This is a genomic window from Alkalihalobacillus pseudalcaliphilus (assembly GCF_028610675.1).
Lineage (GTDB): Bacteria > Bacillota > Bacilli > Bacillales > Bacillaceae_D > Alkalihalobacillus > Alkalihalobacillus pseudalcaliphilus.
On the sequence record NZ_JAQQWS010000001.1, the window covers coordinates 233,793 to 249,708 of the forward strand.

Consider the following 15,916-nt stretch of genomic DNA (forward strand, 5'->3'; position numbering starts at 1 on the left):
GCTGCTTGTTTAGAAAAAGATTGCTCTTGGTTCCGAAAAACAAAACACACACGACGAAGCCAAGTTCAATTCACCACCGCCAAACATGAAAATTTGGTTTTGCTCTTTAACTGGTGTCATCTTGTTTAATTTGGTTTAGTTTCTTTGTTTGATGGCTTTTCATTCATAAACGGTTTTGAGGATTCTCACACTATGCCGTAGCCCCGCCACTTTTTAGGAAAGAGCTCGCAAGAGCTGTCCTAAAAAGATTCAGCGCACCGCACAACCAGCCACCCTTCACACATGTAACTTTCATATAAAAAGTGCCATTGAAGCCATTTCACCTCAATGACACTTTTTTAATTTGGATAACATAATATTGAACCAGACTTATCTTCAAAATCTAACTCAATATGAAATTCATGTTTCTTATAAAAATGGGTGAGTCTATCTAAATGTGACCAATCGCGACTTGCAATATCCCCTTTAATTAGTTGGATATTTTGGTCAGAAGCATAATCTTTTAAATAGGTCATACAAACACTTCCAAAGCCTCGGTTTGCTTCCCCTTTAATATCTCCAATATGAATCGTAAAATCATTTTCATATTGAGCTTGAATTGAAAAATCCCAGTTTCCTCGATAAGCTTTGTCATTTGTATTCAGCATAATTTTACATACATGACCGTCATCGAAAAGAGATACAATCACCCATTCTTCGTTATCCAATTGTTCAAAACCTAAAATAGTCCATTTTTTAGCGATTACTTTTAAATTATCCTGTAAACGAAACATTTGAAATTCTAAATTCTCTACCTTTTGCTTTAATCGTTCCGACTTGTCTACTGACAATGGTTCTTTTAATAGCACCGAATCACCTCGCAGTATAATCTCACACAAGTTCAATATTATACAGGGGTAACCAAGAAAATTCAAGGTATAGAAGTATTCGGTGCCCACCCATTTAATTTGCCACGTACACACGAGGATTATATTGAATTTTTAAACCATGAGTGTGAAAGATATCTTCAATTTTTTCTTTATCATTAGGTAATTTTGCTTCGTCGAGTAAATAAGTATTAATTTCTTCGATTTCGCAAATAATCGTGGCTAATTTTTTACTTAATAAAACAGATTCATAGCCAGCTTCTAGTTTTTTTAAATAACGTTTAAAACTAAGGTCTATTTCTTGATTGGCTAGTTTCTCATAAAGCACTTCTACCGTTCCGTATTGTTGGATGAGAGGTAGAGCAGATTTTTCACCTACACCAGCACATCCAGGAATATTATCACTTTTATCACCTAATAATGCTTTTACATCAATCCACTGTGTCGGAGTAATACCATATTGATTTTGGAAGTCTATTAATTGGATCGCTGTATCTTTACCTTTCATCGCAATGATTTGTGTCGTCGTTTCAGAAATCAATTGTAATAGATCACGATCATTGCTATAAATAGCACTCAAGCTAGCTTTCTCAGCATTCCATTTCTTTGTTATCGCACCAATAATATCGTCTGCCTCATAAGGTGGAATCGTGAGCTGTTGAATACCAATATCCTCAAGTAGTTGACAACAAGTTTGGTACTGTTCAATAAGTGGCTCTGGTAGTTCGCCTCTCGTACCTTTGTAATCGGGTGCATATTGTCTTCTAATCGAATCTTCTCTTTTGACATCCCAAGCAATTATGAGATGTGAATAAGGATTTTCACGTGTAAGCTGGCACAGTTTTTGAAAAAAGACACGTACGCCATTAATATATTGGCCTTGTTCGTTTTTGGTTAATTGTTCAGGCTCTTTGCCGTAAGAGGTCGCAAAATACCCCCTACTTAATAAGTTGAAGCCATCTACGATTAACAATTGATCGGTGTGAATGGTCAAATTCATTACTCTCCTTTGAAAAAAATTAGTGTTCACCTTCTAAGTGGAGCACTGCGTAAGTGAAGTTATCCGGAAGTTAGCAAAATTTCATCTAGCAACTAGTTTCCTTACGTATAAGCATCCTTTATATTATAACATGTTAACTTCTTACACCGAGGTTTTCATATGTAATTTCTAATAACTACTAGTAAACAAACTTTAGTGATTACCTTTATGTAAGTTCCTTTCAAATAAAATAGAAAAATAGTAAAAAAAGAATAGTCTAATAGTCTCGAATCGTTTAATATGAAAAGAGAGAGGGAATTTTCTGATAGTTATGGGGAGGGGTAAGATGAACAAGGGTAGAAAAGGCAAGGCTCAAACTAATCAAAGGAATAAAGAGAATAAATCGAAAGGAAAAGTAAACCGTTTTATCGGCTCCTTATTTTTTTGGCGTAGATTTAAATTAGGTGCTAAATACGGCTTTGCTTTTATGACAACGATTTCACTATTTTGTATTACGTGTGTACTTATTATTCTGAATGTCAATTATATACATGATGAAATGAATCAATTTAATCGAAGTGCTGAAAGATCAGCCATTATCTCAGAGATGAGTGATGTGTACCAGGAGTTAATTATGCTGACGTTAAGTTATATTAACAGAAGTGATGATGCAACTGTCGAACGATTTGAAGAAAGTTCTGCTCATTTATCAGAATTAGTTAATCAAGTCGAGCCTTTTTTAGATGATGCTTCTATGAGGTCGAAGTTATTTTATGCAGAAGGCAATCAAGAGCAGATCACTCTTATTTTTAATCAAGATGTTTTAGATGATCGTATGGTTGAAAACGATGCTTTTCAGAGTTATACGTACACAAGAATTGAGCGACTCCGCGAACAAACCGTTCAATCATTATCCGAATTAAAGGAAATCGTCGATAGTCAGCGAATTGCGGATGCCCAAAATGCACAAGACCGAATCGAAAGTACAATTGTTATTATCGTGGTTGCCTTTCTTATATCACTTTTTGTAGGGGTTGCACTCATACTAAATGTCAATAGAATGGTTAAACGAGCGTTAAAACGTACCTTAACTTTTAGTCAGAAAATAGCAGAAGGTGATCTAACGGTTGAACCTTTAAGGATTCGAGGAAAAGATGAATTTGCCTTAATTGGAGCGTCACTTAACAAAATGCAACACAGTTTAATAGGTGTTGTTGCAGGATTAAGAGATGTTTCAAATAATGTTCATGTACAAGGTCAAAGTTTAGATCAATCTGCAGGTACATTAAATGAAGAAAGCAAACAAATCACTGACACACTGAATCAGCTATTAGCAGTTTCGGAAGAACAAAGTTCAACAACGCTTGATATTTCTCAATCAGCAACTTCATTTACAGAACAAATCAAAACGATTGATCACTCCGGTCAAAAGATTCGAAGTACTTCTGTAGAGATGGTTCAGCTTGCTAATAGCGGCAATCAACAAATGCAAAGCTCGGTGAAGAAGATTAATTATATATCTGAATCCATTGAAGTAGTATCTCGAGATATCGAATTATTAGCAAAAAGCTCTCGTGATATTCATCAAATTGTTGATGTAATTTCGGGGATCGCTGATCAAACTAACCTGTTAGCATTAAACGCTTCCATAGAAGCAGCTAGAGCTGGTGATGTTGGTAAAGGCTTTGCTGTGGTGGCGAATGAAATCAGAAAGCTCGCTAATGAAGTGGCAAATTCTATTGAACAGATTACGACGATTACAACCAATGTCCAAAAAGATACTGCGAAAGTAAATACTTTATTACAAGAAGTGAATAAAGAAGCCCAAGCGGGAAGTGAGAATATGAACCAAACGGGTGGGAATATGGAACATATCGAACGTTTTATCCATGTGATGGGTGATGAAATCAAACTGATTACGGAACAAATATCGTCTATGGCCATTGAAAGTTCAGGAATACAGGAAGCTGTTAATCAACTGGCAGCAGCCACCGAACAAACAACAGCTAGTATTGAAGTAGCATCTCGCTCTGTTAATCAACAGAATCTCTCTACGGAAAATGTGGCTGAGAATACGTCAAAGCTAAAATTAGCGATTGAGCAATTGAATCAACAGATGTCGAAATTTAAAGTTTTATCATAAAAGCTCCATGTTAAATATGTTCTTTTAATCAGGGGAATGCTACATTTGTTTTATCCATCAAAAAGGGTGGGTCAAATTCCTCTTTAAGAGAAAAAGCCAGTGATACAATATGAAGATCACTGGCTATTTTGTATCTTGTATCCAATTGACTATCGAGTCTGTTGGAATTTTATTGGTAGGTCATAGAGATTTAAAAGATTTATTTCTCATTAGGAGGGGGGATTGTAGGTGGAAGAATCGGTAGGAGTTTGTTGTAAGTGCGAGAAGAGTATCTTCTGCATGGATGGCTTTTTGAATGGGGTCATCATTGACAAGCAACTATATTGTTTTGAATGTGATGCCCATACGTTTAGTAAGAATGAAGTCAACCCAATAAAGAGGAAGAAAAAGTATGAAATATAAGAATGATTTTGAAAAAGCTTTTAAAAAAGAGTCAACTCAAACTAGCTAAATACAGTCGCAAGTTCGAGTTGACTCATCTGATGAGAACGAACGGAATGTTCGTTAATCAAAGGAATATGTCCAAAAACGCTCATAGTGAAGCCATTCTAAAGCGGCTTGATCTTGATTGGTAACTTGAGGTTCTAATTCTTTTAACATCCAGGCGGTTTGTGAAATATGTGCTCGCATAGCTTGCATTTTTTGCTCAGCAAATGCAGATACATCATGGATAACATCGGCAGTTCCGATTTCTTCTTCATGACCATTAGAGAAAGCAACACAGTAGACTGTTGGTCTTTCCTGTTTAGGTTTTCTTTGGATAGCTTCAATGACTGCTTTTGCTGTCGCTTCGTGATCAGGGTGAACGGAATAACCAGGATAAAAAGTAATGACAAGTGATGGTTGCAACTCATCAATTAATGAGGTAACAAGTTGAATCATTTTTTCATCATCTTCAAATTCGATTGTTTTATCGCGTAAACCTAACATACGTAGATCCTCGATATCCATGGCTTTCGCAGCTTGCTCGAGTTCTTTTTTGCGGATTTTTGGTAATGATTCTCTTGTGGCAAATGGCGGGTTACCTAAGTTTCTCCCCATCTCTCCTAAAGTTAAGCAAGCATAGGTAACTGGAATTTGTTTTGAGCGAAACGCAGAGATGGTTCCAGATACACCAAATGCTTCATCATCTGGATGAGGAAAAATAACGAGAACTTGTTTTTCTTGTTCCATATTATACACCTCTTTCTTATTCAAATGGTGTAGGACTTAATTGAAGTGCCACACCTAATTTTCCATCAAAACCATGACCGGCCAAAAGAATTCGCTCATGTTCATCTTGTTCAAAATGAGTAACTCCTTCTGCATATACCCAACCTATTTGCCCGAGTTTTAGACCAATACGATAAGGACCTTCCCCAACAATTTTACCGTGCTCATATGTAATGGAAGCATTCCTAATATAGGCGCTAGCTGAGAAAAAACTTTCATCATTATGTGAGGCATATGCCCCGTTTGTTGTTTCTAAGTGTAGGTATATGGGTTGATTAGCATGTCGGTCAATTAAATTTTGTACTATTGATTTATCGACGATTGGTTCCATAAAGAGCCCTCCTCCTTCTACAATCGATACTTATATTGTAGCGTTGTTACTTTGAATGAGCAATGATTTCGGCTTTCGAGTAGATTGTTAGTTGTTAGAAGAAGGAAATGGTAAAATAATCATAAGCAAATAGATTGAAGGTGGCGTTCGTATGTCAGATCATCGAAAAGAAGAGGAGCAAAAAGAGTTAGAGGAAAAAGAGGGCCATTTCGACGAGCCCCCTCTTGAAGCTTTTTTGGAAGACGAAGAAACAGAGGAAATCAAGCAAAAAAGGCATAAGAAAAAGCGCTTTCTTTTTGGTAGCATTGCCGTGATCTTATCTTTAGGATTACTTTTTCAAGTTTTTGCTGTATGGTTCAATTGGTTTAATTTAGATTCGATTCAATTAAGACAGGCATCAGAAGCATTATCTGAAGACGAAATTGTTGTCCACAGTAAAGAGGCAGTTGTCCTGATTCAGAATGGACCTGGAAGAGGGACAGGGTTTATTATTGATGAAGATGGTTATATCATCACGAATGAACATGTCGTGAATCAGCGCGATCCGATTTCCGTTCATTTTCAAGATGGTTCAGCTTATGTAGCAGAGGTCATTGAAAGTGATGTCAATTTAGATATTGCTTTATTAAAAATAGAAGCATCTGACTTGCCTTCTTTATCTCTTAGTACAGAAGAGCTTCAAGTAGAGGATTCGATCTATGTGATTGGTAACCCACTTTTACAAATGCAAATAGCGAACCAAGGAGAAGTGTTGGAAAAGGGTGAGCGCTTTAATGTTTTAAGAATTTCTAATTCGATTTACCCTGGACATAGTGGTAGTCCCGTTTTAAATGAACAAGGGGAAGTGATAGGTGTTGTTTATGCTAGGACAAATCCAACCCATTCTCAAGGGGATCAATCTGTAGGATTAGCTGTACCGATGGAGTTTATTGTCAATGATATGTGCCATATTAGACAATTCATTGATGAATCGACTGAATGGGAGTGAATAACGTGAGCGAGAGATTAGAACAAGCCAAACAACGAAAAGAGAAATTACTATCTATTCTGAACGAATTTTCCTTACATTCTGCTCAAAATGATGAAGAGTCTCGTTTTCCTATTGAGAATATCACATTATTAAAAAAGATTGATTATCCAGCATATAATGTCGCTACTGAGTTTCAAGGAGGGGGAGCCCTTTTATCAGAGTGGTTGGAATACCAAATGCTGATTGCTAAACAAGACGGTGCGACAGCCTTAGCAATTGGTTGGCATATGGGCTTAATGGAACAGCTTCGTGAACATAATAATTGGCATCAAGATATGTATGAGCTCGTTATTCAAGATGTTGTCGAAAACGGTGCTTTAATAAATGCTGCTCAAACAGAAGCTGCCACTGGAAGTCCAACCCGTGGTGGAATGCCAGCGACGCATGCAAGAAAAGAAGGAGATAACTGGGTCATCAATGGTCATAAAACATTCACGACGATGGCTCCCGTACTTGATTACTTTCTCGTATCTGCCACAATAACGGAAGACGAGAAGGTTGCGAATTTCCTTATACATAAGAATGCGAAAGGTTTACGTATTGAAGAAACGTGGGATATGGTCGCCATGAGGGCAACGGCTAGTCATGATCTGATTTTTGAACATGTGCAAGTACCTTTAGAAGCTTGCTTAGAGACTGTACAAAGAGGGAAGGCGGCAGGTTGGTTACTCCATATTCCTGCTTGTTATTTAGGGATTGCAAAAGCAGCCCATGAGTATGCGATTGATTATGCGAAATCTTATTCCCCTAATAGTATTAAATCCACGATTAGCGAGTTACCCAATGTCCGAGCTAAAATCGGTGAAGCGGAGTTACTGATTCGACAATCAGAGTCGTATTTGTTTGATGTTGCGAAAAAGTGGGAAATGGCGGATGAATCTAACCGACAACTTTTAAAAACAGATTTAGGTGCTGTTAAATATGTCGTCGTTAACCATGCACATAAAATTGTAGACTTGGCGATGCGTATTGTGGGTGCCCATAGTTTACGAATGGATGTACCACTGCAACGGTATTATCGAGATGTAAGAGCCGGGCTTCACAACCCGCCTATGGATGATATGACGATTCAATCACTTGCTTTAGAAGCTTTATCAAGCAAGTAGTATGACATCTACTTGACATAAACGCATGTGACTATTATGTAAGGTAAGGAAGAAGGAAAGATAGATGGATAAAATTCTTGTGGTTGAAGACGAAATGGCGATTAGTCAAGTGTTAAAAGTCTATTTAAAAAATAGCGGGTATGATATTAAACAAGTTTTTGATGGAAAAGATGTGCTGCAAGTATTCGCAGACTTTCAACCAGATCTTGTATTATTAGATGTTATGCTTCCTAATCAAAATGGCTGGACGCTTCTAAAAGAAATTCGGCAGATTTCCATGTGTCCAGTTATTATGCTCACAGCCCTAGATGATGTGCAAGATAAGTTACAAGGTCTTCATGATGGAGCAGATGATTATATAACAAAACCATTTATCGGTGATGAGGTAGTAGCTAGAGTGCAAGCGGTTTTAAGGAGAGCTAGCTCTGCAAAAACCAACTTAAAAACAAGTTTCGGTGATTTAATGATTGATTATAAAGCACATCGCATGTATTTATTTGATGAAGAGGTGGAATTAACACCGAAAGATCGTGCCTTGTTATTATTTTTAACGAAGCATCCAAACCAGACTTTTACACGAGAACAATTGTTAGACCAAGTATGGGGATTCGATTATGAAGGTAGTGATCGAGCCGTTGACTTAGCGATAAAAAGAATTAGAAAAGCGTTGAAGAATTGGCCGAAGAATCAAGGGGATATCTATACTTTAAGAGGATTGGGGTATCAACTACGTGTTGAAAAACAAGGAACGTAAATCACTGTTGCATCTATGGACAAGAAATTATGTAATCACCTTAGTTATTGGTTTATTAGTTATTTCAGTGATTTCTGTCCTGTGGATTCGTCACACCACGTTGGAGCATAGACTTAACTTAACCAGTCTATTAGGAGAGGAAATTGCTGCCCGTTTCGTGGAAGTAAATGGAGGAGAGCCGGAATACAGAGGTGATGTGCCCGGATATATATCTGAACGTAATGAACGATATGATTTGAATAGTGAACCGACTATATATATTACAACGGTCGATGGCACGATTATTCAAGTGAACGAGGGACAAGAGCGTTTATTCCGTTATCATATTCCGCCCCAACTGTTAGAAACCGAGAGCCTTGTTCAGCAAATCCAGTTTAGTGAGACAAATGTAGGTACTTATTATTTTGTCAAAACGCCGATACTTTTTTATGAACAACTCGTAGGGTGGGTGGTCATCGTTGAATCTGAAGAGGAACTCACTAGGTTAAATCAAGAATACCAATTACTTTTTATCATTGTGATAAGTCTAGGACTTCTTGGTTGGGCGGCGATTTATTTCGTTGCGAAGAAATTTGTCAAACCGATTGAACAGGTAGCATTTGCGGCGAAACAAGTAGAGGAAGGGAATTATGATGTTCGTTTACCAGTTAAGCCAACCGAAAAGGAGCTATATGAGCTAGTTGATTCGTTCAAAAATATGACGGATCGACTTGAACAATTAGAATCATTACGTAAAGAACTATTAGCTGGTGTCACACATGAATTAAAAACACCTGTTACGTCTATTAGCGGATTGTTACAAGCTTTAAAAGATGGAGTTGTTTCGGGAGATGAAGCGAAGGAGTTTCTAGAAATTTCATTAAAAGAGACAGAGCGTTTACAGAACATGGTAGGTGATTTAGTTGAATTTAATTCGTTTCATGCCAAGCAATTTCCTATCCAATTTCAACAAATAGCAATGAACAATACAATTCTTGAACAAGTGAAACAATGGCAATTTACCCGTGAGCAGGATATTTCTGTAACGGTTAAGCCGTTACCAGAAGAGCTGGTCATGAAAATGGATCCGGCAAGATTACAACAAATAATCGTCAATTTATTAAATAATGCGGCACATGCTATAGAGCGTCAGGATGGAGAAATCAAGGTGAAACTATATATAAATGAGTCAAGGTTATGGCTAGAAGTGACCGACAATGGTTTAGGCATCAAAAAGGAAGAACAGTTAAATATTTTTGAGCGCTTTTATCGTGGCGAGCAAAAAAAATATAAAATAAGGGGCCTAGGTCTTGGTCTCCCGTTTAGTAAACTGATTGCACAAGCCATGGATGGCGACCTCGAGCTCAAAGAATCTAGTGAAAAAGGGACGACATTTATTTTACATTTTCCAATTAGGGACATAAAGGAGAGAGTTAGATGGGGAGAGGATTAACAAATAAGGTAGTTGTTTTGACGGCTTCAAGGAAAACAGAAGAAATGAGTCTTTTGATAGAGAAGCAAGGGGGAACCGCCAAAATTCGTTCTATGCAAGGAACGGTATTTGTTGCCAAGGAACAATTAGAAGCGGATGTAAGGCTTTTCTTAGAGAATCAGATTGATTGGCTTGTGTTAACAACAGGTATGGGCACGAGTGCTTTAATAGATGTCGCCGATCAATTAGGTGCGAAAGAAGCATTTATAAAAAAACTTCACCAAGTAAAAATAGCGGCAAGAGGTTATAAGACGATGGCTGTGTTACACAAACTTGGCATAAAACCTACGGTCGTTGATGATGATGGTACAACAGGAGGGCTAATTTCGGCTTTACAAGGAATACAGTTGACCAATCAACATATCACGGTACAATTACATGGTTTAAGTTCTCCTCAACTCATTCAGTTTCTTGAAAACCAAGGTGCAATCGTGAAACAAGTCCTTCCATATCAACATATTAAGCCAGAGGACAAAGTCGCTTTTCAACTACTAGATGAGTTATTCAATCATCAAGTCGATGCCGTTTGTTTTACTACTTTTCTACAAGTCCGCTCTTTATTTGATTATGCCAGAAAAAAGCATTGCTTGGAGAAGTTACTAGACGTGTTTGAGCGTACAACGATAGCATGTGCTGTTGGGAAATTAACAAATGAAGAATTACGTGCACAAGGTGTCTCAAAGACCGTTTCTCCAAAGCTTGAACGAATGGGTGCGATGATTTTAGAGTTGTCTCGGCACTATAAAAACATCCATGAAAATTAAGTAGAGTTAGTTAATAGCGTAGTAAGATCGGGGACAGGTAATCACCTAAATCCTCGTTCTTTTCTTTTACATTCATTTCTTGCTCATACTTCTCGCATCTACCTATATAGTTAATGAGTAAAATTGGGCATCGTATATTTAGTAGCTCCGTAGAATTTAAATAGATATAGAAAATAGAACAATTTTATACTCAACAATAAATAGACCCAACTTTATGAGTGAATCTATGAATGAAGAGAGGATATTAAAGCATTTCAGAGAAGTTAGTTATTGACGATAAACAAAGACTAGAAGGTCAAATTGTCTTGAGAAGTGAGCATCACCCATTGAACTTTCATACAAAGGAGTTGAATGACATGCATCGTACATTAATAAAAAATGCCGAAATCATTACCATGAACAAAAACAAAGATATTCTTATAGGTGACCTGTTAATTGAAGGAAATACAATCAAACATATCGGAAAAGACCTTCAAGTAGAAAATATTGACACTTTCATTGATGGTACTAACAAAACCATCATCCCAGGATTTGTGCAAACCCATATTCATTTATGTCAAACCATTTTCCGTGGGAAAGGTGACGACCTCGAACTGATGGACTGGTTAAAACAAAGGATTTGGCCCTTAGAAGCAGCACATGATGAAGAGTCGATCTATTATTCTGCCCTGTTAGGTATAGGTGAATTAATTCAAAGTGGGACAACCACTATTGCCGATATGGAGACCGTTCATTATACAGATTCTGCTTTTAAAGCTATAGCTCATAGTGGTATTAGAGCTTTATCAGGAAAAGTTATGATGGATAAAGGGCATGAAGTCCCAAAACGCCTCCAAGAAAAAACAGAGCAATCCCTTCAAGAGAGTGTTGACTTACTTGAAAAATGGCATATGTATGATAATGGTCGGATTCAATACTCTTTTGCCCCTCGCTTTGTTATCTCAAGTACAGAAAAGCTATTAATAGAAGTAGGGGCATTATCCAAACAATATGGTGTAAAAGTTCATACCCACGCATCTGAGAACAAAGAGGAAATTAATATCGTTGAAAAACAAACAGGAATGAGAAATATTGTTTACCTCGACCACCTAGGTTTAGCAAATGAAAGACTTTTATTAGCTCACTGTATTTGGTTAAATGATGAAGAGAAAAGAATTATTAAAAATAAAGGTGTTCATATAAGTCATTGCCCTGGCTCTAATATGAAGTTAGCTTCAGGCTTTGCTGATGTTCCTGAAATGTTACAAGAAAACATGTCGGTATCACTAGGTGCGGATGGTGCTCCTTGTAATAATAATTTAGATATGTTTCAAGAAATGAGATTGGCGGCATTAATTCATAAGCCAACGCATGGTCCTACGGCGATGAACGCTCACCAAGTATTTGAAATGGCCACGATTGGTGGTGCTAAGGCTTTAGGGTTAGAAGATGAAATAGGGAGTATCGAGATAGGTAAAAAAGCAGATCTTGCCATATTGAATTTACGCAAATTTCATACGTATCCGCGTTATGATGTCGACACGGTTTCAAGAATTGTGTATTCAGCCACTCGTTCAGAGGTCGAATCAACGCTCATCAACGGAAAACTAGTTATGCACAATCAAATGATGAAAACAATGGATCAAGAGGAAGTATTAACAGAGGCGGAAACCTCCATTCAAAGACTTTTAGAGAGGATTCCGCATTTAACACCTCAATCAAGGTGATTCATAATTCGATCATAGACCTTAAGTGTGTATTTAAATTCTCTAAAACTTAGCATGTTGAAAGCTAAGTTTTAGGTCAAATTACTTACTTTTAATTATTTACTTATTATAAGAATGTTCACGAGATTGACAAGCAAACTCATTCAATTTAACGTATAATGAAAAGGGAATATCCACAAGAACATCATAGGAGATGGTGAGGTAGGTAAATGACAAAAAAAAGTGAGAATTACTTGATTTTAAGCTGGATTACATCATTTGTGGCGATGTTAGGTTCGTTATATTTTTCTGAGATTAGGCAATTTATTCCTTGCACACTTTGTTGGTATCAACGAATTCTGATGTATCCTATTGTCCTTATTTTATTAGTTGGTATTATGAAAAAGGATAAGAATGTAGCGGTATATTCTTTAGTTTTCTCTGGTGTCGGATTTTGTATTTCCGCCTACCATTATTTAATTCAAAAGGTTAGTTTTTTTCAAGAAAGTGCACCGTCTTGTGGGCAAATACCATGTACTGGACAATACATAAATTGGTTCGGATTTGTAACAATTCCATTTCTTGCAGGAACGGCATTTTTGATGATTTTTATTTTTAGCTTGATGGCTTTAAAAAGCCGAAAGGGGTAACATGATGAAAAAAATTATTATTTTTGGAGCCATTATTGTTGTTATTTTTGCTGCCTTAGCTTATGTTTCAACTACAGCTAACCAACAAAAAGCGGAAGGAAATCCGTACAATAAATCAAATCTCCATCCAGAAACAATTAAACAGTTAGACGATCCTAATTACCAAAATATAATCTTGCCGGAAGAGCTTGACGAGAAGTTAGGGAATGGTGAAGATTTAACCGTCTATTTCTTTAGCCCAACCTGTGGTTTTTGTAATGAAGTAACGCCACGCTTGGCACCACTCGCCGATGACCTAGGTGTTGATTTAAAGAAAATGAACTTGCTTGAATTTGATGAGGGTTGGAGCAAGTATAATATTGACGCGACACCAACGCTAATACAATATAAAGATGGCGAATTTTATCAAGGAATTCAAGGTGCAGCCACTAATGAGGAATATACAGAGTTTTTCCAACAATTCACTTTATATAGTGAGTAAAAATGAAATTCAAACGTGATGATGGCTACATGAAATGTTTCCTCATCACGTTTTTTGATCATTGAATATACAAAGGGGTGAGTGAATGGAGGAGCGGTTACTTATTTTTGTTTATGGACCCTAAGAGAGAGAACAACCATCATCTTTTAGAAGGGGTAAAATTGGTAAAAAATGTAACGATAAGCTCTTGAGCTTGATGATTAGTCGTAACCTTTAATACTGGCAGTGAACTTGACGAGCTTCCGTACATCACCCATTGAACTTTCATACTAAACCCGCATGGTGGAGCCAAAACCGCTCCGACTCCAACAAAGATGAAAGTTGTTTTTTAAGTTATTAATGATAGCAAAATGTTTTTTGAACTTGAGAATTAGCAGTAACCCAAGCATTATTTACACGTGCATACCTTGTTTTTCTTCCTTTGATCACTTATAATTTTTAGTTGATTGTACGCTTGATGAATAATTATAGATAGGGATGAAACCATAATAGAAGTAAATCTTTGGCTTGTAGGCTGATTTTTATTTACTTCTTTTTCATTTGCGTTATACTAAATGGAATAATACTTTAAAGTGATAGAGAAAAAAAGAAACAGCTTTACATATTGAGAGAAAAAGTGTTTACGGGATAGAGAGGAATGGAATTTCATGAATGAAATAGCTCAACCAAAAACAAGCATTATTTTGTTTGGAGCAACAGGAGACTTAGCAAAAAGAAAATTATATCCGTCGATTTATAGCTTATTTTTGTCTGGAAAATTATCGAAGAACTTTGTTGTAATTGGTGCAGCAAGAAGAGAGTGGTCCGACGAGGAACTACGCGAAAATGTAAAAAAATCAATCGTCGAGAGTAAATATTCAAGTGACAAAGTTGACGAGTTTTGTCAGCATTTTTATTATTTACCGTTTGATGTTACTAATACAGAGTCGTACAGTCAATTAAAAGACAAATTAAATCAACTTGAATTAGCCTATGGAATACCAGGCAACCGTATTTATTATATGGCCATGGCTCCGCAATTTTTTGGTACCATTGCTATCCAACTGAAACGAGAAGGTGTAACACAGTCAGAAGGTTGGAATCGATTAGTGATTGAAAAACCATTTGGTCATGACTTACCTTCCGCTCAAAAATTAAATAACGAAATTAGAGAAGCATTTTCAGAAGATCAAATATATCGTATCGATCATTATCTAGGTAAAGAAATGGTGCAAAATATTGAAGTTATTCGATTTGCTAATGCTATCTTTGAACCATTATGGAATAACCGGCATATTTCAAATATCCAAATTACATCTAGTGAGGTGTTAGGTGTCGAGGAGCGTGGAGGCTACTATGAGACATCAGGAGCACTGCGTGACATGGTTCAAAACCACCTCCTTCAAATGGTGTTATTATTGTCAATGGATCCACCAATTCGCTTGGCAACAAACGAGGTTAGAAGTGAAAAAATCAAAGTACTTCGAGCGATTCGTGCGATCTCTTCAGAAGAAATGGAGAATTACTTTGTCAGAGGTCAATATCGTGCAGGTGAATTAAGTGGCTTACAAGTTCCAGGTTATCGTGAAGAGAAAAATGTCGAAAAGAAGTCATCGACAGAAACCTTTGTGGCAGGAAAATTAATGATTGATAATCATCGTTGGGCAGGCGTTCCTTTTTATGTAAGAACAGGAAAAAGGATGTCGGTAAAATCAACAAAAATCGTTGTCCAATTTAAAGATTTACCTTTAAATGTCTATACACAAAAGAGTCGTGATAGGAAAATTCATCCTAATCTGCTAGTCATTCATATCCAACCTGATGAAGGAATTACATTAATCCTAAATGGCAAGAAGGTCGGATTATTAGGTGAGACGGTTCCTGTTGATTTAGAGTTCAAACATTCGAGCATTGATGGTGTTAATACACCAGAAGCCTACGAGCGATTAATTTATGATTGTATGCTTGGAGATGCAACCAACTTCGCTCATTGGGATGAAGTAAACTTATCATGGGCTTTAATTGATCCAATTTCTCAAGCGTGGGCTGAGTCAACACAAGAAATTGATACGTATGCGGCAGGAACAATGGGCCCTGAAGCATCCGATCTTTTATTAGAAAAAGACGGCTTTAAATGGTGGTCTTTGAAGGATTTATAAACAATAGTGGAAAATGCTAAATCCTATTCTCGCTTATGAGAATAGGATTTTATACGCAAATGAATGTCATTGATATCATGTGATTAGCTAGGTCTTATTAGGTGTCATGATCAGATTGTCTAATTTAGTGAAACTTTTTCTACACATAGCTCGTCTTAATAAAAGAGGTAGTGAAAGAGATGTCTAATAATGTAAAAGACTTTCATGATCTTACACATTATATCTATTGACTTTAAATGCCAATCCGCTAAGATTATAAATGTTATTGTTTTTTAGTCGAAACGTAAAAAGTCACTTTATCTGAAA

The 15,916-nt window shown here is 36.8% G+C and carries 14 protein-coding genes; 10 read left to right on the plus strand and 4 right to left on the minus strand.

All coding sequences use genetic code 11. From position 1 onward, the window contains the following. Positions 1-338 precede the first annotated feature (338 nt). Positions 339-848 carry a hypothetical protein gene (locus tag PQ479_RS01170; protein ID WP_047989399.1) on the minus strand — a complete coding sequence of 170 codons (510 nt, stop codon included), beginning with the start codon at positions 846-848 and terminating at the stop codon, positions 339-341. Positions 849-942: 94 nt separating this feature from the next. After that, positions 943-1,860 (minus strand): 5'-3' exonuclease, encoded by a 918-nt coding sequence (locus PQ479_RS01175; RefSeq protein WP_273716712.1) that lies wholly within the window; start codon positions 1,858-1,860, stop codon positions 943-945. Between the two features lie 331 nt (positions 1,861-2,191). On the opposite strand from PQ479_RS01175, the gene PQ479_RS01180 reads away from it, so the two are divergent. Then, positions 2,192-3,988: a methyl-accepting chemotaxis protein gene (locus PQ479_RS01180; RefSeq protein ID WP_047989397.1), complete on the plus strand. Its 1,797-nt coding sequence runs from the start codon at positions 2,192-2,194 to the stop codon at positions 3,986-3,988. Between the two features lie 504 nt (positions 3,989-4,492). Here PQ479_RS01180 and bshB2 read toward each other — a convergent pair. Together bshB2 and PQ479_RS01190 are read right to left on the minus strand one after the other, a co-directional pair. After that, positions 4,493-5,161 (minus strand): bacillithiol biosynthesis deacetylase BshB2, encoded by a 669-nt coding sequence (gene bshB2 / locus PQ479_RS01185; RefSeq protein WP_047989396.1) that lies wholly within the window; start codon positions 5,159-5,161, stop codon positions 4,493-4,495. 16 nt (positions 5,162-5,177) lie between these two features. Further along, positions 5,178-5,531, minus strand: a complete 354-nt coding sequence (locus PQ479_RS01190; RefSeq protein WP_047989395.1) for a YojF family protein — start codon at positions 5,529-5,531, stop codon at positions 5,178-5,180. Between the two features lie 151 nt (positions 5,532-5,682). Between PQ479_RS01190 and PQ479_RS01195 the strand changes: the two genes are divergently transcribed. From PQ479_RS01195 to zwf, 9 genes are all read left to right on the plus strand, one after another. Further along, the gene (locus tag PQ479_RS01195) at positions 5,683-6,519 is read left to right on the plus strand and encodes a S1C family serine protease (protein WP_047989394.1); all 837 of its coding nucleotides are present in this window, start codon (positions 5,683-5,685) and stop codon (positions 6,517-6,519) included. Positions 6,520-6,524: 5 nt separating this feature from the next. After that, positions 6,525-7,667: an acyl-CoA dehydrogenase family protein gene (locus PQ479_RS01200; protein WP_337957075.1), complete on the plus strand. Its 1,143-nt coding sequence runs from the start codon at positions 6,525-6,527 to the stop codon at positions 7,665-7,667. A gap of 64 nt (positions 7,668-7,731) precedes the next feature. Beyond that, a complete protein-coding gene (locus PQ479_RS01205) occupies positions 7,732-8,421 on the plus strand; it encodes a response regulator transcription factor (RefSeq protein ID WP_047989393.1) in 690 nt (229 codons plus the stop codon). Continuing rightward, a complete protein-coding gene (locus PQ479_RS01210) occupies positions 8,399-9,853 on the plus strand; it encodes a HAMP domain-containing sensor histidine kinase (protein WP_273716714.1) in 1,455 nt (484 codons plus the stop codon). Before PQ479_RS01205 ends, PQ479_RS01210 begins: the two co-directional genes overlap by 23 nt. Then, positions 9,838-10,656, plus strand: coding sequence for a uroporphyrinogen-III synthase (locus PQ479_RS01215; protein ID WP_047989392.1), 819 nt, complete (start codon positions 9,838-9,840; stop codon positions 10,654-10,656). Before PQ479_RS01210 ends, PQ479_RS01215 begins: the two co-directional genes overlap by 16 nt. Before the next feature lie 356 nt (positions 10,657-11,012). Then, entirely contained in the window at positions 11,013-12,362 is a 1,350-nt protein-coding gene (locus PQ479_RS01220) for a 5'-deoxyadenosine deaminase (protein WP_047989391.1), read from the plus strand. A 209-nt stretch (positions 12,363-12,571) separates the two neighbouring features. After that, positions 12,572-12,991: a disulfide oxidoreductase gene (locus tag PQ479_RS01225; protein ID WP_047989390.1), complete on the plus strand. Its 420-nt coding sequence runs from the start codon at positions 12,572-12,574 to the stop codon at positions 12,989-12,991. 4 nt (positions 12,992-12,995) lie between these two features. Next, positions 12,996-13,472 (plus strand): thioredoxin family protein, encoded by a 477-nt coding sequence (locus tag PQ479_RS01230; protein WP_047989389.1) that lies wholly within the window; start codon positions 12,996-12,998, stop codon positions 13,470-13,472. Between the two features lie 647 nt (positions 13,473-14,119). Further along, positions 14,120-15,610, plus strand: coding sequence for a glucose-6-phosphate dehydrogenase (gene zwf, locus PQ479_RS01235; protein ID WP_047989388.1), 1,491 nt, complete (start codon positions 14,120-14,122; stop codon positions 15,608-15,610). The last annotated feature ends 306 nt before the right edge of the window (positions 15,611-15,916 follow it).

What these genes read in the sequence shown, in the direction of transcription:
- PQ479_RS01230 (WP_047989389.1), top strand. Translation starts at nt 12,996, where the DNA reads ATGAAAAAAATTATTATTTTTGGAGCCATTATTGTTGTTATTTTTGCT.
- zwf (WP_047989388.1), top strand. Translation starts at nt 14,120, where the DNA reads ATGAATGAAATAGCTCAACCAAAAACAAGCATTATTTTGTTTGGAGCA.
- PQ479_RS01225 (WP_047989390.1), top strand. Translation starts at nt 12,572, where the DNA reads ATGACAAAAAAAAGTGAGAATTACTTGATTTTAAGCTGGATTACATCA.
- PQ479_RS01180 (WP_047989397.1), top strand. Translation starts at nt 2,192, where the DNA reads ATGAACAAGGGTAGAAAAGGCAAGGCTCAAACTAATCAAAGGAATAAA.
- PQ479_RS01220 (WP_047989391.1), top strand. Translation starts at nt 11,013, where the DNA reads ATGCATCGTACATTAATAAAAAATGCCGAAATCATTACCATGAACAAA.
- PQ479_RS01205 (WP_047989393.1), top strand. Translation starts at nt 7,732, where the DNA reads ATGGATAAAATTCTTGTGGTTGAAGACGAAATGGCGATTAGTCAAGTG.
- PQ479_RS01190 (WP_047989395.1), bottom strand. Translation starts at nt 5,531, where the DNA reads ATGGAACCAATCGTCGATAAATCAATAGTACAAAATTTAATTGACCGA.
- PQ479_RS01195 (WP_047989394.1), top strand. Translation starts at nt 5,683, where the DNA reads ATGTCAGATCATCGAAAAGAAGAGGAGCAAAAAGAGTTAGAGGAAAAA.
- PQ479_RS01215 (WP_047989392.1), top strand. Translation starts at nt 9,838, where the DNA reads ATGGGGAGAGGATTAACAAATAAGGTAGTTGTTTTGACGGCTTCAAGG.
- bshB2 (WP_047989396.1), bottom strand. Translation starts at nt 5,161, where the DNA reads ATGGAACAAGAAAAACAAGTTCTCGTTATTTTTCCTCATCCAGATGAT.